The sequence below is a fragment of the Alcanivorax borkumensis SK2 genome, from assembly GCF_000009365.1.
GTDB lineage: Bacteria > Pseudomonadota > Gammaproteobacteria > Pseudomonadales > Alcanivoracaceae > Alcanivorax > Alcanivorax borkumensis.
Map to the genome: position 1 here is coordinate 2,515,110 of NC_008260.1, position 18,018 is coordinate 2,533,127.

General features: G+C 58.0%; 17 protein-coding genes. 6 read left to right on the top strand and 11 right to left on the bottom strand.

Annotated elements, in window-relative coordinates:
- Position 1 precedes the first annotated feature (1 nt).
- The 6 genes from hfq to ABO_RS11340 all read right to left on the bottom strand — a co-directional run bounded on the left by hfq (position 2) and on the right by ABO_RS11340 (position 6,862).
- The gene (gene hfq, locus ABO_RS11315; protein WP_007149110.1) at positions 2–283 is read right to left on the bottom strand and encodes an RNA chaperone Hfq; all 282 of its coding nucleotides are present in this window, start codon (positions 281–283) and stop codon (positions 2–4) included.
- A gap of 244 nt (positions 284–527) precedes the next feature.
- Entirely contained in the window at positions 528–1,514 is a 987-nt protein-coding gene (gene miaA, locus ABO_RS11320; RefSeq protein WP_041705056.1) for a tRNA (adenosine(37)-N6)-dimethylallyltransferase MiaA, read from the bottom strand.
- Between the two features lie 73 nt (positions 1,515–1,587).
- The gene (gene mutL / locus ABO_RS11325) at positions 1,588–3,456 is read right to left on the bottom strand and encodes a DNA mismatch repair endonuclease MutL (RefSeq protein ID WP_011589481.1); all 1,869 of its coding nucleotides are present in this window, start codon (positions 3,454–3,456) and stop codon (positions 1,588–1,590) included.
- A 98-nt stretch (positions 3,457–3,554) separates the two neighbouring features.
- Positions 3,555–4,910, bottom strand: coding sequence for an N-acetylmuramoyl-L-alanine amidase (locus tag ABO_RS11330; protein ID WP_011589482.1), 1,356 nt, complete (start codon positions 4,908–4,910; stop codon positions 3,555–3,557).
- 6 nt (positions 4,911–4,916) lie between these two features.
- Complete coding sequence (tsaE, locus tag ABO_RS11335) at positions 4,917–5,345, bottom strand: tRNA (adenosine(37)-N6)-threonylcarbamoyltransferase complex ATPase subunit type 1 TsaE (RefSeq protein ID WP_011589483.1); 429 nt, start codon at positions 5,343–5,345, stop codon at positions 4,917–4,919.
- Positions 5,342–6,862, bottom strand: a complete 1,521-nt coding sequence (locus ABO_RS11340; protein ID WP_011589484.1) for a bifunctional ADP-dependent NAD(P)H-hydrate dehydratase/NAD(P)H-hydrate epimerase — start codon at positions 6,860–6,862, stop codon at positions 5,342–5,344. Before ABO_RS11340 ends, tsaE begins: the two co-directional genes overlap by 4 nt.
- A gap of 100 nt (positions 6,863–6,962) precedes the next feature.
- On the opposite strand from ABO_RS11340, the gene queG reads away from it, so the two are divergent.
- On the top strand, positions 6,963–8,012 hold the full coding sequence (queG, locus tag ABO_RS11345) for a tRNA epoxyqueuosine(34) reductase QueG (protein WP_011589485.1): 1,050 nt from the start codon (positions 6,963–6,965) through the stop codon (positions 8,010–8,012).
- 67 nt (positions 8,013–8,079) lie between these two features.
- Here the strand turns inward: queG and orn are convergent, their stop codons facing one another.
- Positions 8,080–8,625 carry an oligoribonuclease gene (orn, locus tag ABO_RS11350; protein ID WP_011589486.1) on the bottom strand — a complete coding sequence of 182 codons (546 nt, stop codon included), beginning with the start codon at positions 8,623–8,625 and terminating at the stop codon, positions 8,080–8,082.
- A 109-nt stretch (positions 8,626–8,734) separates the two neighbouring features.
- Here orn and rsgA point away from each other — a divergent pair, with 109 nt between their 5' ends.
- From rsgA to ABO_RS11375, 5 genes are all read left to right on the top strand, one after another.
- Positions 8,735–9,793: a small ribosomal subunit biogenesis GTPase RsgA gene (gene rsgA / locus ABO_RS11355; RefSeq protein WP_011589487.1), complete on the top strand. Its 1,059-nt coding sequence runs from the start codon at positions 8,735–8,737 to the stop codon at positions 9,791–9,793.
- 125 nt (positions 9,794–9,918) lie between these two features.
- Positions 9,919–10,734: a sulfurtransferase gene (locus ABO_RS11360; RefSeq protein ID WP_011589488.1), complete on the top strand. Its 816-nt coding sequence runs from the start codon at positions 9,919–9,921 to the stop codon at positions 10,732–10,734.
- A gap of 70 nt (positions 10,735–10,804) precedes the next feature.
- Positions 10,805–11,680, top strand: coding sequence for an archaetidylserine decarboxylase (asd, locus tag ABO_RS11365; RefSeq protein ID WP_011589489.1), 876 nt, complete (start codon positions 10,805–10,807; stop codon positions 11,678–11,680).
- Positions 11,681–11,825: 145 nt separating this feature from the next.
- Positions 11,826–12,971 (top strand): alpha/beta fold hydrolase, encoded by a 1,146-nt coding sequence (locus ABO_RS11370; protein ID WP_035458898.1) that lies wholly within the window; start codon positions 11,826–11,828, stop codon positions 12,969–12,971.
- A gap of 217 nt (positions 12,972–13,188) precedes the next feature.
- Positions 13,189–14,232 (top strand): glycosyltransferase family 9 protein, encoded by a 1,044-nt coding sequence (locus tag ABO_RS11375; protein WP_011589491.1) that lies wholly within the window; start codon positions 13,189–13,191, stop codon positions 14,230–14,232.
- A gap of 129 nt (positions 14,233–14,361) precedes the next feature.
- Here the strand turns inward: ABO_RS11375 and bioD are convergent, their stop codons facing one another.
- The 4 genes from bioD to bioF all read right to left on the bottom strand — a co-directional run bounded on the left by bioD (position 14,362) and on the right by bioF (position 18,017).
- Entirely contained in the window at positions 14,362–15,006 is a 645-nt protein-coding gene (bioD, locus tag ABO_RS11380; RefSeq protein WP_011589492.1) for a dethiobiotin synthase, read from the bottom strand.
- Between the two features lie 179 nt (positions 15,007–15,185).
- Positions 15,186–15,977, bottom strand: coding sequence for a malonyl-ACP O-methyltransferase BioC (bioC, locus tag ABO_RS11385; protein WP_231868087.1), 792 nt, complete (start codon positions 15,975–15,977; stop codon positions 15,186–15,188).
- A gap of 7 nt (positions 15,978–15,984) precedes the next feature.
- Positions 15,985–16,797: a pimeloyl-ACP methyl ester esterase BioH gene (gene bioH, locus ABO_RS11390; protein WP_011589494.1), complete on the bottom strand. Its 813-nt coding sequence runs from the start codon at positions 16,795–16,797 to the stop codon at positions 15,985–15,987.
- Between the two features lie 59 nt (positions 16,798–16,856).
- A complete protein-coding gene (bioF, locus tag ABO_RS11395; RefSeq protein WP_011589495.1) occupies positions 16,857–18,017 on the bottom strand; it encodes an 8-amino-7-oxononanoate synthase in 1,161 nt (386 codons plus the stop codon).
- Position 18,018 lies beyond the last annotated feature (1 nt).

The following is an 18,018-nucleotide window of genomic DNA, read 5'->3' on the forward strand; positions in this document are numbered from 1 at the left end:
GTTACTGGTTGCCGTACCCTTCATCGGCAGCTGGCGCAGCAGTAGCACCCGCAGCCATAGCCGGGTTGCCCGTTGCGCGCGGATTGCGGGCCGGAACCACGGTAGAAATAGCGTGTTTGTATACCATTTGGCTTACTGCATTTTTCAACAGCACGACATATTGGTCAAAAGATTCAATTTGACCCTGCAGCTTTATCCCATTTACCAGGAAAATAGAAACCGGAATACGCTCTTTACGCAGCGCGTTCAGGAAAGGGTCTTGTAGCGAGTGCCCCTTTGACATGGTAGATCTCCTTGAAATAACAGTAAAAAGTAGCGCCCAACACTTCGGGCAATCAGCGCGATGCCGCCGCAAAGCCGTGCCTAATCAAGCACAGCTTCAACCCAGTGTGCCACCGGGCCAATTTTGTCAACAGTCAGCATAAAAGGTTCCGAATCCCGCCCCATCCATAGCCGCGACACCTTCCCAGCAATGCCACAGACCTATGCAGTCATTGCATTATAAACTAAAACGCATGCTTTCAGAGCTAACTAAACACAGATTTACAGTTCTTCGCAAGCAATCCAAACAGAGCGTCTCGTTGTGACCGATCATTACTGTCGAACCACTGTAGTTCCGGCCATTTCCTCAACCAGGTAAACTGCCGTTTAGCCAATTGCCGGGTGGCAATAATGCCCCGCTCCACCATGCTATCGTAGCCGTACATACCATCCAGATATTCCCACATCTGGCGATATCCCACGGCCCTAATACCGGGTAAATCTGCATTCAATTGGGGCTGCTGTCGCAACGCCTCTACTTCCTCCTGCAAACCGGAATTCAGCATTGCGCGAAACCTTAATGCAATCTGTTCATGGAGCCAGGCTCTATCCTGCGGCGCTAGGGCCGTGCTGAGCACAGGATAGGGCAATCCGCTGAACTGACTTAATCCATCCCGGCTCTTTGTTAGCGTTTTATCATGCTCCGCATGAAACGCAGCCAACGGTCTGCCGGTTAGACGAAAGACCTCTAGCGCCCTCTGTAACCGCTGCTTATCCGTGGGCTTGAGCCGCGCCGCGGTGACCGGGTCCACCTCAGCCAGCGCCTGATGCACCGCCGGCCAGCCCTGCGCATCGGCCAGTGCTGCAATCTCGGCACGCACCACCGGATCCGCTTCCGGCAACGGAGCCAACCCCTCCACTAAGGCTTTGAAATACAGCACCGTGCCACCCACCAACAACGGCAATTTGCCGTTGTTGTGGATCTGTTCAATGTGCTTGAGCGCATCGGCGCGAAAATCCGCAGCGGAATAGGGCTCGGTAAGATCACGAAAACCCAGCAACCGGTGTGGCGCCAATGCCAGCTCTTCTTCAGTGGGGCGCGCCGCACCAATATTCAAGCCCTTATACACCAACGCCGAATCCACATTGATAATTTCGATGGGTAGCGTCTGCGCCGCCTCAATCGCCAACGCGGTTTTACCGGAGCAGGTGGGCCCCATGAGCAATAAAATAGGCAGAGACGCTTCAGGCATCACGCTGACACGCGAAAGACCGCGTGCCCTCCACGTGTTGCCTGCTTGGGTGTCGCGTGCAAGCGGTCATGGTTCATTGCCCCCGCATGAACAGTCGATCCAGATCCTTAATACTCATCTGGGTCCAGGTGGGCCGGCCATGGTTGCATTGGCCGGAACGCTCAGTGGCTTCCATATCACGCAACAGCGCGTTCATTTCTGCAATGGTGAGGCGGCGATTGGCACGCACACTGCCGTGGCAGGCCATAGTAGACAGCAGCTCATCGAGCTTTTGCGCAATGCGTTCGCTGCTGCCTTCGGCCAGCAGGTCCGATAGCACATCTCGCACCATGGATTCGCTGTCGCCATTACGAAGAAGGGCCGGCACTTCGCGCACCACCAGAGTCTCCGGCCCAGCACGCTGAACCACAAACCCCAGCCTGGAAAAGACCTCCGGCTGCTGCTCAGCAAAGTCCGCCTCCCGGGATGACACCGCCAGCGACACCGGCACTAGCAACGGCTGGCTACGCACCTTGTCTTCCGCCCAGCTCTGCTTGAGCCGTTCGTAGGTAATCCGTTCGTGGGCGGCGTGCATATCCACCACCACCATCCCTTGCTCGTTCTCCGCCAAAATAAAAATGCCGTGCAATTGCGCCACCGCATACCCTAATGGCGGTACCGTTTCATTTTCGTTGGCCGGCGGCATTACCGCCGGCGCCGACTCACCTACATGCCCACGGACCAACGCCCCATAAGCATCCGCCTGACGTGCGCCCTGGCCATAGCCGAACACGCCTCCCCCCGTGGAAGGATAAGCCTGCCCGGGAGGATGAGACAGGGAGCCCCCCGAGCCCGTCGGCGAAGTCAGCGACATATTACCCTGGCTCGGCGCCATGGCTGCATCCATCCCTGCAGCTGGCCCGCCTTCATCGGCCACTGAACCCGCCAGTTCCTGGCCGGGCCGCACCCCGGCAATGACACGGTGCAGCGAGCTATACAAGAAACCATGCACCATGCGCTGCTCGCGGAAACGCACTTCGTGCTTGGTGGGGTGAACATTCACATCCACCATGGCCGGATCCAGTTCCAGAAACAGCACATAGGCTGGATGGCGGCCATGATAAAGCACATCCGAGTAAGCCTGACGCACCGCATGGCTAACCACCTTGTCCCGGATGACCCGACCATTTACATAGAAATACTGTAGGTCCGCCTGGGACCGGGAAAAAGTGGGCAGCCCCATCCAGCCATGCAGCCGCAAACCATCACGCTCCACATCCACCGGTACCGCCTGCTCAATGAAGCCCTTGCCACACAGCTTGGCCACCCGCGCTGCCCGCAAAGTGTCATCCAACCCAGCAGGCAGCTGGTGAATCACTTTCTGGTTATGGGTAAGACGAAAAGCGGTATTGAATTCGCTCAGGGCAATGCGCCGGAACACCTCTTCGAGATGATTGAATTCCGTTTTTTCGGTGCGCAGGAAACGACGCCGCGCCGGAGTATTGAAGAACAAATCGCGCATGGTGACGGTGGTGCCACGGGGATGCCCTGCCGGCGATACTGACGGCGCCATATCACGCCCCTCCACGGTCACCTGCCAACCTTCCGGCTCCCCCTCCACATTACTGGCCAGACTCAACCGGGAGACAGAACTGATCGCCGCCAGAGCCTCACCGCGAAACCCCAACGTGCCAATGGCTTCCAGATCATCAAGCCCCCGGATTTTGCTGGTGGCATGGCGCGACAGAGCCAGCGGTAAATCATCGCGCTCGATGCCACTGCCGTTGTCGCGTACCCGCAGCAGTTTCACCCCGCCCTGCTCCACATCCACACTGATGGATTCCGAGCCAGCGTCCAGCGCATTCTCCAGCAGCTCTTTGAGCACAGACGCGGGGCGCTCAACCACTTCACCGGCGGCAATCTGGTTAGCAAGGCGGGAATCAAGCAGCTGAATTTTGGACAAAACACACCCTTTAGGAAATTATCTGACCCGCCACACCGCACCCAGCACGTTTGGAAATTAGCGTGCCAGCATGGCGCGTATTGCGTGCAAGCGGAATGTCACGAACGGGGAATTTTCAGTACCTGGCCGACCATAATGCGATCGCCATCCATGCCGTTAGCCGAACGAATCGACTGCTCAGAAACACTGTACTGCCGAGCAATTTCCGACAGTGTATCACCGGGCTGAATTCGATACTCATCGCCCTGCTCCCGTCGTTGAGCGGCATACCAGCTATTAGGTGCTGGATGGCTACGAAAATAGGCATCAATCCCTTTGACCACTGAACGAGCCAGCTTGGTCTGGTGAGCTGAAGAGCGCAAATTACGCTCTTCAGTGGGGTTGGAAATAAACCCGGTTTCCACCAGGATCGACACCATTTCCGGCTCTTTAAGCACCGCAAAACCTGCCTGCTCCACCTTGTCGCGGTTACCATGCAGCTTGGTGACTTTACCCATTTCCAACAGCACCTGCCGGCCAAGATAAAGACTGCCGGCCATAGAACCGTTCATCTGCAGATCCGCCAGCACACTGTAGAGCGAGCTGTCGTCTTTCTCTTCTTCATACACCCCGGCCACGCGGTCCGACTCGTTGGCTATTTTGGCCAGATAGCGGGCCCGAGCACTGGTGGCCCCCCGGTTGGACAGGGCAAATACCGAAGCGCCATTGGCGCGGGCATCGGTGAAAGCATCCGCGTGAATAGAAACGAACACATCCGCCCCGTGCTTTTCCCGGGCAATTTTGCGGCGCTCCACCAGCGGCACATAGTAATCGCCATCACGCACCATCACCGCCCGCATGCCGGCTTTCTCATTCACCATCGCCTCTAGCTTTTTGGCAATCTGCAGCACAATGGTTTTTTCATAGGCCCCACTGGGCCCGCGTGCACCGGGGTCTTCCCCACCATGGCCGGCATCAATGGCCACAACCATTAATCGCTGGGCTTTGGGCTCAGCCGACTTTTTCGACTTTTCCGGCGTTGGCTTACTATCGTTAGCGGTCGCAGTGGTGAGCTCTTTATCGAACAGGTCAACCACCAAGCGCCAGCCATGGGGCTCAATGGGTTTCAGCAGGTTAGTACGGGTGCGCACGGACTCGTTCATGTCCAGCACCACTCGGGTTTTATCAGTGTGTTTGCCGACCCGGATATTGGCAATCGGGCTGCTGGCGTAGTCCAGCGTTTTCACATCAAAATCCAGAGCGGCGTTCTGCAGATCCAACACAATACGATCCGGGTTGGCCAGCTTGTCGAGCTTGTGGTCCACCGGGCCGGGCAGATCGAATACGATCCGAGTGTGATCCGGAGCCCGGTGCAGGCGTACGGAATCAATCGTGGTCTGGGCAAACACCAGTGAGCTCCAGCACAAAGCCAACAGAGAAAGAAAAGCTACCGCTACAGTTTTCCGCATTGTCATAGGCGTTTAATCGCTACCCCATTCCAGGGTCGCTTTTCGTCCGTGGCCATTCACGGCCAGTGTAATGGTCAAATCCGGTGCTGGCACCACGCCTGCTCCGCGTTCCGGCCACTCCAACAGACACAGCGAGCCAGCATCGAAATACTCCCGTACGCCGATCAACTCCAGTTCTTCCGGATCCGACAGACGATACAGGTCAAAGTGATAGATATGGACGCCCCGAATCTCATAGGGTTCCACAATAGTATACGTCGGACTCTTTACCGCTCCGTTATGCCCCAGGCCACGGAGGATACCGCGAACCAGGGTGGTTTTCCCCGCCCCGAGATCGCCTTCAAGATAAACGCAGCCGCCCGCCGCCAAGCGGTGGCCCAATTCAGCCCCCAGTGCCAGCGTTGCCGCCTCATCCGCTAATGCGTAGCACTCCACACTCATTGGCGACCGACTCCTTGCGGCAATCCATAATTCAATTGTTGGCGCAGGGCCGGGAGCAAATCGGTGGCTAGCAAGCCCCTCTGACCCTGCGCTGCTGCACAACCATCGGCTGCCCGGGCGTGCACCATAGCCCCTAGCCGAGCCGCATCAAACCCACTCAGCCCCTGGGCACGCAGGGCTGCGATTACGCCAGTCAACACATCCCCCATGCCTCCAGAGGCCATACCCGGATTACCATCGCGAATCAGTGCCCGGCCCAGCCCCGCGGCCGAGTCACCCTGCACCAAGGTCCCCAACCCCTTAAGCAGCACGGTGCCACCATAGCGGGCGCAAAGGCTTTCCAGCGCGGCAAAACGATCTTGCTGAATCTCTGCGGCGGTGACGCCCAACAGGCGGCCCGCTTCGCCCGGATGCGGGGTAAGCACCCAGTCTGCAGTGCCAATATCGGGCTGGCCGGCGATCAGGTTCAATGCATCCGCATCTACCACCAACGGCTTGCCTGCCGACAGTGCCGCCGCCAGCAACTCCCGGCCCCAAGCGTCGCGGCCCAGCCCCGGCCCAATGGCGATCACCGTGGCCGCGTCCATTAACTCGATGGCCTCTTGTGCCTGATCCACCCCGCGCACCATAATTTCCGGTTGCCGAATCAGCGCCACCGCCACATGGGCCGGGCGGGTAATCAGCGTCACCTTGCCCGCGCCGCAGCGCGCCGCAGCCTGGGCACTCATAACCGGGGCGCCAGCAAAACCGTGATCGCCACCCATCACCAACACATGGCCATAATCGCCCTTGTGGCCATCCACTCGGCGGGCCGGCAGGCACTGCTGCAATAGTTCAGCAGACGGACTCACACTGTCCGGTTGCACTTGAGCATAAATATTCCGGCTCACCTGCAGGTCAAAAAAACGCAGCACACCGCAATGCAAAGGGCCTTCGCCGGTGAGTAGGCCACGCTTGAGACCTATAAAGGTACAGGTCATTTCAGCCTGCAACACCGCGCCCAGGGGCATGCCGCTATCGGCACTCAACCCAGAAGGAACGTCCAACGCCATCACGGGAATCGACAAGGCATTCAGGGCACGTAACAACATCGCCACATCATCACGCAGCGGGCCTTTGAGACCAGTACCCAGCAGGCCATCTACCAACAGATCCGCCCCATGCGGCAAGGCGTCGGCGGTGAGCGCCTGCATGGGAACGCCCGCCTCTTGGCAGCGCTGAGCCATGGTCAGGGCATCGCCCTTGAGCTGATCCGGCGCAGAGGTAAACCATATCTGCGGTTGCAGGCCAGCCTCTGCGGCCAGCCGAGCCACCACATAACCATCACCACCGTTATTGCCGCCGCCACACAATACCGCCAATGTGCTCACTTGCGGCCAGCGTTCGCATAGGGCATCGAACGCCGCTTGCCCTGCTCGCTCCATCAAGTCGGCACCCGGGGTGCCGGCAGCAATGGCTAGGCGATCCAATTCGCGGGTTTGCGCCGCGGTGTATAAAGCAGCAGGTAGCTCAGTCACCTGTTATCCTTCGCGTTATTAAGGGCGCCTCGGTATTCCCGGAGCGCTGCAACACAGTTCCCGCCATTATACGCACGAGAGCCGGCTGCCCCGAAACGTCATGGACCTGAATCAACTGAAAGAGCAAATCCAGCAATGGGGCCGCGAACTCGGCTTTCAGCAGATCGGTATTGCCGATACGGATTTGCATGCCGAAGAAGTACAGCTCAAAGCCTGGCTGGCGAAGGGCTACCAGGGGCAAATGAACTGGATGTCAGCCCACGGCAATAAACGCTTTCGGCCAGGGGAGCTGGAGCCGGGCACACTGAGGGTGATTTCTGCGCGCATGGATTACCTGCCCCCGGGCACCCAACCGGTGAAATTGCTACAGCAGAAAGACAAGGCCTATGTGTCCCGCTATGCCCTGGGCCGCGATTACCACAAGCTGATTCGCAAGCGACTGGCGATTCTAGCCGGACGCATTCGCGAAGCCGTTGCGGACAGCGAACTGGCCAGAGCCTTTGTGGACAGCGCGCCAGTAATGGAAAAACCGCTGGCGGCGAAAGCAGGGCTGGGCTGGCAGGGCAAGCATACTCTGGTGCTGAATCGGGAAGCGGGTAGCTGGTTCTTTCTAGGAGAAATCTACACCGACATTGCCTTGCCGGTAGACAGCCCGGGGGAAGACCATTGCGGCAAATGCAAAGCCTGCATCACTGTGTGCCCCACTGACGCCATTGTGGCCCCCTATGAGCTGGATGCTCGGCGCTGCATTTCCTACCTGACCATCGAGCATGAAGGCAGCATCCCTGAGGACCTGCGCAAAGGCATAGGCAACCGCATTTTCGGGTGTGACGATTGCCAACTCATGTGCCCCTGGAACCGCTTTGCCCAGCATACGGAAGAAAGTGACTTCCAACCCCGCCACGGGCTGGGAGACAGTGATCTGGTCGCACTGTTTTCATGGAGCGAAGAGGCATTTCTGGAGCGCACGGCAGGTTCGGCGATCCGCCGCGCAGGGTATCTGAAGTGGCTTCGCAATATTGCCGTGGCGCTGGGCAATGCGCCCACGACAGAGGGAATCGTACAGGCGCTGAAGGACAAACTGGATTACCCGGATGAAACGGTGCGCGAGCATGTGCGGTGGGCGCTGGAGCAGCACCAAGCAAGCTAGGATTTACCACAGAGATCACAAAGGAAAGCAATGGGTTCACTCTGTGGTCGCGATGCAGCGACGCCGATCAAGCGTCAATAAAGTGCTCGCGGTAATACACCAGTTCGGCGATGGACTCGCGAATATCATCCAGCGCCAGGTGTTTGTTCTCTTTACTGAAGCCCGGCAGGATGTCCGGCTTCCAGCGACGCGCCAATTCTTTCAGGGTGGACACATCCAAGTTGCGATAATGGAAGAAGGCTTCCAGTTTCGGCATATAGTTGGCCAGAAAACGGCGATCCTGACAGATACTATTGCCGCACATGGGCGACATACCCGCTTCCACATACTGCTCCAGAAACGCAATAGTCTGAGACTCCGCGGCCGCATCATTCACCGTGCTGGCCTTCACTCTGGCCACCAGCCCGGAGTTGTTATGGTGGGTGGTATTCCACTCGTCCATGCCATCCAGTAGCGCATCGCTTTGATGAACCGCCAACACCGGCCCTTCTGCCAACACGTTTAGCTCGGCATCAGTAACAATAGTGGCGATTTCGATGATGCGATCATTTTCCGGGCTCAGGCCGGTCATTTCCAGATCGATCCAAATCAGATTATTGCGCTTGTCGGTCATGGGCTCGGCATCTCTTTGCTACGCAGGGTGAAGGTCTGTTGATGCTTCATGGTAGCATGGCGCTATTCACATAACAGATCTCACACCCGAACACAGGACCGCAAAACCCGTGGCCAAACGCAAACTCAATCGTCGCCAGCGCTGGCGCATCGAAAAGATCCAGGCGGAAAAACGCGACCGCGCCAACCGCCGTACCGACCAGCAGGAGATTCTGGTAGCGGATGATCTAGGCGATGAGCAACACGGGGTCATCACCGCCCACTTCGGCCAACAAGTGGAAGTGGAAAGTGCTGACGGCCCTGGCGCTGAAAATAGAACAACACGCCGCTGTCATTTCCGCGCCACCCTGGAGCAGCTGGTGGTGGGTGACAAAGTGATCTGGCAACCGCCAAAAAGCGAGGGTCTGGGTGTTGTGGTGGCCATTGAGCCCCGCGACACCGTGCTCAAGCGCCCGGACATGTACGGCAACCTGAAACCGGTGGCCGCAAACGTGGAACAAATGCTGGTGGTATTCGCCCCACTGCCCACCCCCTCCAGCTCGCTGCTGGACCGTTATCTGGTGGCGGCGGAATTGTCCGGCATTGCCGCCACGCTAGTGCTCAATAAAGCCGATCTGATCGACGACACCCTACGCCCCTTTGTTGATGAACTGTCTGACATGTATCGCCACCTCGGCTACCCGGTTTTGGAAGTGTGCGCCCACCAACGTGAAGGTCTCACACCACTGCACGAAGCGTTGGCTGGCAAGACCAGCGTCTTTGTCGGGCAATCCGGGGTTGGCAAGTCCTCACTTATTAATGGCGTACTGCCAGAAGCTGACTTGCAGGTGGGTGAACTCTCCAGCAACTCCGGCCTTGGCCAGCACACAACGGTTACCGCCCGGCTAGTCCACCTGCCCACCGGTGGCCAGCTGATTGACTCCCCCGGGATTCGAGAATTTGGTCTCTGGCACATTGGTGAAGACGACTTGCTACACGGCTACCGGGAACTGTCCGAACTGGCAGGCTACTGTAAATTCCGTAATTGCTCACATCGCAACGAACCGGGTTGCGCCCTGATCCTCGCGGCGCAGAACGGGGATATCGACGAAGAACGGCTGGCCAACTTCTACCAGATTTCTGACACCTTGAACGAGGATGGCCGCGAGCGGTACTCAACCGACAGTTGATCGCGGCCCACTCAGCCCCCACGGTATAAGAAAGACCCCGGATAATGGATAATGAAGGCATTGCCGATACGAAGGCGCACGCCTTCGTCAATAATCATCAACTGCTCACTGCCAACTGATCGCCTATGCTGCCACTGCTGCTCGAACCCACCGAACTCGCCAACCGTCTTGACGACGGCAACCTGCTCATTCTCGATTTGAGCAAACAACCCGTTTACGTTCAGGCCCATGTTCCCGGCGCTATTCATCTGGATTTCAAGCGATTGCAGAGCGGCGCCCAGCCGGCACCGGGGATGATCCCTTCCGATGATGCGCTGAGCGATCTTTTTTCTGAGCTGGGCCTGACCTCGGACACCCATGTGATCGCCTATGACGATGAAGGTGGCGGTTGGGCTGGGCGCCTACTGTGGACCCTGGATGCCATCGGCCACAAGCACTACAGCTACCTGAACGGCGGCATCCACGCCTGGCTAGCGGACGGCCACGCCACCAGTAGCGAAGCCCACGAGCCCAGCCCCAGCGATTACCAGGTGGGCGCCCATGATCCGCTCACCGAAGTGGATCTGAACTACCTGCTTGCTCACTATCAGGATGAGGATGTGGTGATCTGGGATTCCCGCTCCCTGGACGAATTCGACGGCGTGCGCGCCTTCGCTAAAAAAGCCGGGCACATTCCCGGAGCTCGCCACCACGAATGGACCGAGCCCATGGACAAGCAGAACAACCTGCGCTTGCGCCCACTGGACGACATCCGTGCTGAACTGGCGGCTCTGGGCATCAGCGGCGACAAGGAAGTGATCACCCATTGCCAAACCCACCATCGATCCAGCTTTTCTTGGCTGGTGGGCAAATTGCTAGGCTTTGAACGCATGCGTGGCTACGCCGGCTCCTGGGCGGAATGGGGCAACCACCCGGACACCCCTGCAGAAAAAAGTGCCTAAACCCATCGTTGACGGCGGAGCCCCCTAGCGGCAATTTCCGCCTTCTGAAAAATGCTAAAGGACGTCACTCTTGAGCTTACGCGACAAACTGTTCGTTACCCTTCAATACCTTATTCCCCAACATGCTTTGTCTCGACTGGTGGGGATATTGGCCCGCAGCGAAGTACCGTGGATCAAGACCACCTTCATCAACATGTTCATGAAACGGTTCGGTATTGATCTATCGGAAGCGCAAATTGAAGACGCGGACCAATTCCCCACCTTCAATGCCTTTTTCACCCGAGCCCTGAAGGCCGATGCCCGCCCCCTAGAGGCAAGCGAGAGCAACGATATCGCCAGCCCTGCGGACGGTGCCGTGAGCCAACTGGGTGCTATTCGCGCCAATCAAGTCTTCCAAGCCAAAGGTCACGACTACTCGTTGTATGACTTGCTCGGCGGCGACAGTGCGCTAGCCAGTGAATTTACCAACGGCCAGTTCGCCACCGTCTATCTCTCTCCCCGTGACTACCACCGGGTGCATATGCCTTTTACTGGCACCCTACGTGAAACTCGCTATGTACCCGGCGACCTGTTTTCGGTGAACGAAGCCACCGCCAACGGCGTACCCAACCTGTTTGCTCGTAACGAACGACTGGTATGTATCTTCGATACCGAACAGGGCCCCATGGCGGTGATTCTGGTCGGCGCCATGATCGTGGCCGGCATCGAGACGGTCTTCAGCGGTCAGGTCACACCGCTACCCAAACAAGTGGTCACCACCGACTACCTGCGTAGCAAACCCATCGCGCTGGAAAAAGGGGAAGAGCTAGGCCGTTTCCTGCTGGGCTCCACCGTGGTCATGCTGTTCCCGGAAGGCAAAGCCAAATTTGCACCAAACCTGAAACCCGGCAGCCAAGTACGAGTGCGCGGCAAACTTGGCGCTTATACCAACGAAAACAAACACTGATCGCCCCACCCCCTTGTCCGCCGCAATAGCGTTCATTGCGGCGGGCGAGTATCCCCCCTGACACTTCCCCCGGTCCGCACGGCAACTGCCCTCCCGTGGATCTACCCTACAATAACCGGCCGTTGATCTTTTGCCGGTGCAATTCATGCTCACAAACACCCTACAGCAGGCCGTTTACAAACGAACTCGCCCCTGGCGGCAACGCCTAGACAATGGCCGGGCTCGGCTGTTTGACGCTCAACAACTGAGCCAGGCAGAACAAACGCCCTACCAGACCCTGTTTGACGACGGTCTGGTCAAATTGCGTTACTACCCGCCACTGAAAGAAAGCGCCATTCCTCTGGCGGACGGCACCGTCATTCCCGTCAGCCAAGCGCCTCAGCGCACCCCGCTAGTATTGGTGGCACCGCTCGCCGTAAACATGCTGATCTATGACCTGTTTCCCCAGCGCAGCTTGGTCCGTTACCTACGTGCTCGAGGTTTTGAGTTGTATATGGTCGACTGGGGCCGCCCAGGCAAGCATCACAACCACCTACATTTAAGCAGCTACTTTGCCGATTATCTGCCCAAGCTATTGGTGCATGTTCGCCAACACAGTGGCGAACAAAAGCTGAGCCTACACGGCTGGAGCTTCGGCGGACTCTTCAGCCTATGCTACGCAGCCCTAGGCAAAGACCCTGATATCAGCAACCTAGTGCTGGTGGGGGCTCCCACGGATTATCACCGCAACGGCTCGCTGGGCAGCCAGTACCGAGCACTAAGCCGCCGGGCAAAGTGGATCCGCAGCCGCACCGGCCTACGCATCCATAATGTCCCCTCCAACTTGCTGCGCTCACCGGGCTGGGTGAACAGCCTCGCGTTCAAATTCACCAATCCAATAGGTAGCCTGCAAGGTTACTGGAGCCTGATTAAGAACCTGCACGACCGAGAATTCGTCGCCTCCCATGCCACCAACGGGGCCTTTCTCGATGACATGGTGGCTTATCCTGGCGGTGTGATTCAGGACATCGTCCACTACCTATGGACAGACAACGTAGTCGCCCATGGCCAGCTCCCCATGGAAGGAACCGACGGCCACCTGGACCGGGTCACTGCCAATGTGCTGAACATCACCGGCGCCAACGATCCCATCGTGACGCCAGAATGCAGCCAAGCCATGAAGCCCCTGATTCGCAGCAAGGACAAAACTTTTTTGACCATTGATGGCGGGCACATGGGCATCCTCGGCAGCGCCGCCGCCCAAAAACAAAGCTGGGGTCGAATCGCGGACTGGTTGATCGAGCGAGATTAACAGCAGCGAGGACAACGCGGGTTAGTAACGGCACCACACGGTGACCGCCCTGCCCGCGAGATCCTGTTGAAAGCGCAAAACAACAAGCCGAAAAAGTAAACACGGGGCCTATTCCACTTTGCCCTATCCAATCGATCGCAGCTCGTCGCCTGTCATTTAACCGTCATCCCCGCCGCCTAGCCTAAACACCGTTTCCGCTGATAACAGTATTTGTTTCATGCCTCGCCTGCTGATTTTATTTCCGTGTAGTCATCTAGGTAATCTTCTGATTGCGTTACCCCATTTGCGTGCCATGCTCTGTGCTCACACAGACGCTTTGCTGGTGGTAGATGAGCGCTATCAGGCGCTGGTGGCACAAAGTCTGCCGGGAGAACAGCGGTTGCTTTTTTATCCGGAACAAGCGCTCTCACGCTCACAGTCTTTGTGGAAACGGATTCGTCGCTACCTTGCGTTTGTGCGGGCCATGCGACGCTTTAAGGCCGACATCAGTGTGGACATCGAAGGTGAACAAAAATCCGCCACCTTAAGCCGTCTCTGTGGGGCAGCAACGCGGATCGGCCCACCGCGCCGTCATGGCCGCTGGTTTTATAGCTTGTCGCTGGAGCCGGATTGGCAAGGACACCGTTGGCACAGCTACGCCAGCTTGAGCCAACCTGCTGCGCCGTCAGCCCGCTACCTACCGCTTGCGGACTGTCCCGGCAGTGACGCGGCTGTGCGCAACCTGCTATCCGGCCAGGCAGAAAACACATGTTTAGTGGTCCATGTCGGCGCCACAAAAACCTACAAAATGTGGCACCCGGAGCAGTTCGCTTCACTCTGCCAGCGCGCACGCCGCGCCGGTCTTACACCGGTCCTGATCGGTGCAGGGCACAAAGACCGCATGCAAATCGCCAGGGTACAATCCTTTCTCTGCGAACCGGTGCTGGATCTGTGCGATCAACTCACTCTGTCGGAGTTGATTTCGCTGCTTCAGCACAGCCAGGGCTATGTGGGCAATGACAGCGGTCCAATGCACCTGGCTGCCGCCTGCGGCATTCCTGTAGTCGCCCTATTCGGCCCCACGGATGAACACATTTGGCACCCATTATCTGACCAGGCTCGAGTATTACGCTGGCAGCCTTGCGCCGCTAAATGTCAGCGCAGCAATTGCGTTCGAGATAGCTACCCCTGCCTGCAGCGCATTACAGTGAATCAGGTAATGGATACCCTGTCGGAGCTAGGTGTCATTCCTCGCCCCCAGGCTCAGCGGATAAGTAGGTAAGGCGCGATGACTGCCATCACAATCGGCCAATGATGGGCCTTGGGTCGTTGCACTGTTGTGCCCCCCTGTACCCCCCGTTAAAGGTGACAATGGCGCGAAAGAGCAATGGAAATGCGCTGATTTTGCCGATCAAACCAGCGCGAAGGCACCGGGTAAATGCTGGCGTAGAGTAAGCAGGTTTTCTTCCTGCACCGCCATTTCTCCAAAGCAGTTCGCCATGGTGCCGGCGTAGCGTAAACCATCCTTTTCGATCGCATCGGCGGTCAGCAAGGCATGATTGATACAACCCAGCTTCATGCCAACAACCTGAATCACTGGCACATCCAGCTCTTTGGCCAACCCGGACAACATTTCTCGACTGTTCAGCGGCACTCGCCACCCGCCCGCACCCTCAATCAAAATCAAGTCCGCCGGGTAGGCGCTCAAGGCGCCCCGCACATAACCCACCAGCCGGGAAAGACTGATATCTTTGCCCTCTTGCTGGGCTGCGATATGCGGTGCGACCGGCGCCTTAAAGGCCACAGGATTTACTATCTCGTAAGGCAGCGTCACCGAGCTGGCCGCCATCAGCTGCAAGGCATCTTCATTACGCCAACCGTCCGACGTTTCCTCACACCCGGCCGCCACCGGCTTGAGTCCGTAACAACTTAAACCGGCTTCCCGCGCTCGCTCCAGCAAGCGGCAGCTCACCCAGGTCTTACCGACTTCGGTATCTGTGCCGGTGACGAAAAAAACACCCTTGAGAGCGGGCAGTGGGGGCTTCTGGTTTTCCATGGTTAACCTCTGAAAGACGGAGCGGTTTGTTTGCTGACAAGCAACAAGCGTAAAGGTGCAACGTGGGAAAGATGTCGCACGGCACCAATACTTGCGGCCCGCGTGTCACGATTCTGGCGCGGAGAAAATTGGAAAAAACAACGGAGGCTGGCGCGCGTTGAAACCTGGGGCTTATTCGCTCAACTCTTTTCCGCTTCCAGGAACAGCACGTTCCAGGTCAGCGGCAAGCCTTGCTGCGTTCGCCGGGCCTCATATTCTTTCACCATGGCCTGCCAGGCATTTTTACCGGTAAGGCCTGAGGCACCGCTTACATGATCCGCGCCGGTGGCTTTCAAGCGACGGGCGATGGCTTTCACCGAATCATAGTATTCCACCATCACCTGCTGCTGAAGCTGCGCATCCGCAAAACCCGCCTGAAAAGCCGCACTGCGCCAATCCGCCAACGACGGCAACGCATTGACATGGGGGCGATGATTCACTCGCTGCCAGCTCGATTGCAACTCGGCCAGAGACCCTGCCAACGGCACCGCCAGCAGCAAACGTCCGCCCGGAGCCAACACCCGGTTGATCTCTGCCATAACCACTTGCGGATCACACCATTGCAGGGCAAAACAACTGAACACCAGACCCTGAGAGTTTGTCGACAGGGGCAGGTTTTCGGCGTCAGCACACAGGGGTTGGTAGGTCTCATCCAGCCGTCCGCGCTCTGCCGCTTCGGCCAGCATGGCCGAAGACAAATCAACCGCCTGCCACTGCACATCCGGCAACGCCTGTTGCTGAGCGCGAGCAAAAGGCGCCGTGGCACACCCCAAATCCAGCGCATGATTTATCGGTAACGCTTCTGGCAGGCGCTGCACCAATGATCGCCCCACCGCCAACTGCAGCACGGCGTGTTCATCATAACTACGCGCAGCTCGGCCAAAGTGCTGGCTCACTACCGCCTTTCCTGAGCGCTCCACGGGAGTATCCACGGGCGCCTCAGCGGACCAACTGATAGTCGCGATAAAAGTCATACACGGCCTGGGTAAAGGTGTCCGGGGTCGACAGGAAGGGTACATGGGCCACCTGCTCAATCAAGGCCGTGCGGCCATTACCAATCAACGGCTCCACCGCGGCCATGACTGCCGCCGGCACGATATGATCATGTTCACCGAACACCATCAGCACCGGCATAGACAACGCAGTTAATGACTCACGCAAGTCGCTGTCGCGCAGGATGTTCAACCCGCCGCGCAGGGCTCTCGGCGCCGGCAAACCACAGAAATACAAAATCTGTTTGAGACGCGCAGTATCCTCACGCATGGCCGCACTGCCCTTGCAATTGAGCGCCAGAAAACGGACCAGCGTGCCTTCATTGTCTTCATTAAACATCTCGGCGAACTTGGCCAGAATCTCCGGCTTCATGGCGGGAGCCCAATCGTCTGCGGCGGTAAATCGCGGGGAAGTCGCCACCGTCACCACCGATTGCACCCGCTCCGGCGCCTTCTCTGCCATGGCCAATGCCACCAACCCACCCAACGACCAGCCCAGCAAATGGGCCTTCTGCGGCATAATCGCCAGCACCTGTTCGGCCAGAAAATCCAGGCTGTAATCATCATTAGGCAAGGGGCTCTGTCCCATGCCGGGTAAATCCACCACGGTGACGCGAAAGTGCGCTAGCAAGGCCGGCACAATATCATCAAAGACAATGGCATGTAGGCCCCAGCCATGAATCAGAACAATGTCCTGGGCTTGGGCATCATCAACACCGGTGGCCCGATAAGTGTTATGAAAAGGGATCAACCTGGGCATTCATCTTCCTTTTTTTGCCACAGAAGAAACAACGATCTCGGTGGTAAAAAGTCTGTGATTTAAACGTCTTGGGTTTGGCATTGCGCCAGCGCCGCCAGCAACGCATCCACATCCTCAACCTCATGGGCGGCAGATAACGTCACTCGCAAGCGCGCTTCACCTTCCCGCACCGTGGGCGGGCGGATCGCGGTAATGAGAAACCCTTTTTCGCGAAGTGCCTCACTGAGCGCCGTGGCATCCACATCACTGCCAATCAGCAAAGGCTGGATAGGCGTTTGCGATGGCATCAGGGTGTAGCCCAACGCACGGGCACCCTGGCGGAAACGGGCGATCAACTCTGCCAACGTATCCCGACGCCAATTCTCCTCTCGGGATTTTCTCAGGCTAACCAGGGTGGCGCTGGCCACGGCGGCAGGCATGGCCGTGGTATAGATAAAAGTGCGGGCGAACTGGATCAATGTTTCGATTAATTCATCGCTACCGGCCACAAAAGCACCCGCCGTACCCAATCCTTTACCTAGGGTTCCCATCAGCACCGGCACCCGTTCGTTGACGCCCTGAGTGAAGACACTGCCACGGCCCTGAGCGTCCAGCACGCCGATGCCGTGGGCATCATCCACCATCAACCAGGCATCATGGCCTTCGCAGGCCTCGGCATAGTCCACCAGTGGCGCCTCGTCGCCATCCATACTGAACACCCCGTCGACCACCACCAATTTCCGGCGCGCCTCACTGCGGGCCAATTGGCTAGCCAGCGCCTGCCCATCATTATGGGGAAACCGTCGAAAACGGGCACCACTGAGTAAACCGCCATCCAGCAGCGAGGCATGATTAAGACGGTCTTGGAACACCGCATCCCCCTTGCTCAGCAAGGCGGTCATAACGCCCAGGTTGGCCATGTAACCGGTGGAGAACAACAAGGCACGCTGACGACCGGTATGGGCCGCCAGCGCTTCCTCCAGCTGTTGGTGGGGACGTTGATGACCACACACTAAATGCGAGGCGCCACTGCCCACCCCCCAATCCGCAGCGCCTTGTTGAAAGGCCGCCACCACAGCCGGGTCATTGGCCAAACCAAGATAATCATTGCTGCAGAAATTCAGATACTGGCGCCCACCCAGCAACGCATGGCGGCCACTGGGGCCATCCATGATACGCGCTTGCCGGTAACGGTGCTGGCGGCGGCGTGCAGCCAGATCGGTGGCCAGATCAAAGCCCACG

Excerpts from the sequence above, each read along its gene's own strand:
- hfq (WP_007149110.1), bottom strand. The coding sequence starts at position 283 with ATGTCAAAGGGGCACTCGCTACAAGACCCTTTCCTGAACGCGCTGCGT.
- miaA (WP_041705056.1), bottom strand. The coding sequence starts at position 1,514 with ATGCCTGAAGCGTCTCTGCCTATTTTATTGCTCATGGGGCCCACCTGC.
- ABO_RS11330 (WP_011589482.1), bottom strand. The coding sequence starts at position 4,910 with ATGACAATGCGGAAAACTGTAGCGGTAGCTTTTCTTTCTCTGTTGGCT.
- tsaE (WP_011589483.1), bottom strand. The coding sequence starts at position 5,345 with ATGAGTGTGGAGTGCTACGCATTAGCGGATGAGGCGGCAACGCTGGCA.
- queG (WP_011589485.1), top strand. The coding sequence starts at position 6,963 with ATGGACCTGAATCAACTGAAAGAGCAAATCCAGCAATGGGGCCGCGAA.
- orn (WP_011589486.1), bottom strand. The coding sequence starts at position 8,625 with ATGACCGACAAGCGCAATAATCTGATTTGGATCGATCTGGAAATGACC.
- ABO_RS11360 (WP_011589488.1), top strand. The coding sequence starts at position 9,919 with ATGCTGCCACTGCTGCTCGAACCCACCGAACTCGCCAACCGTCTTGAC.
- ABO_RS11370 (WP_035458898.1), top strand. The coding sequence starts at position 11,826 with ATGCTCACAAACACCCTACAGCAGGCCGTTTACAAACGAACTCGCCCC.
- ABO_RS11375 (WP_011589491.1), top strand. The coding sequence starts at position 13,189 with ATGCCTCGCCTGCTGATTTTATTTCCGTGTAGTCATCTAGGTAATCTT.
- bioD (WP_011589492.1), bottom strand. The coding sequence starts at position 15,006 with ATGGAAAACCAGAAGCCCCCACTGCCCGCTCTCAAGGGTGTTTTTTTC.
- bioH (WP_011589494.1), bottom strand. The coding sequence starts at position 16,797 with ATGCCCAGGTTGATCCCTTTTCATAACACTTATCGGGCCACCGGTGTT.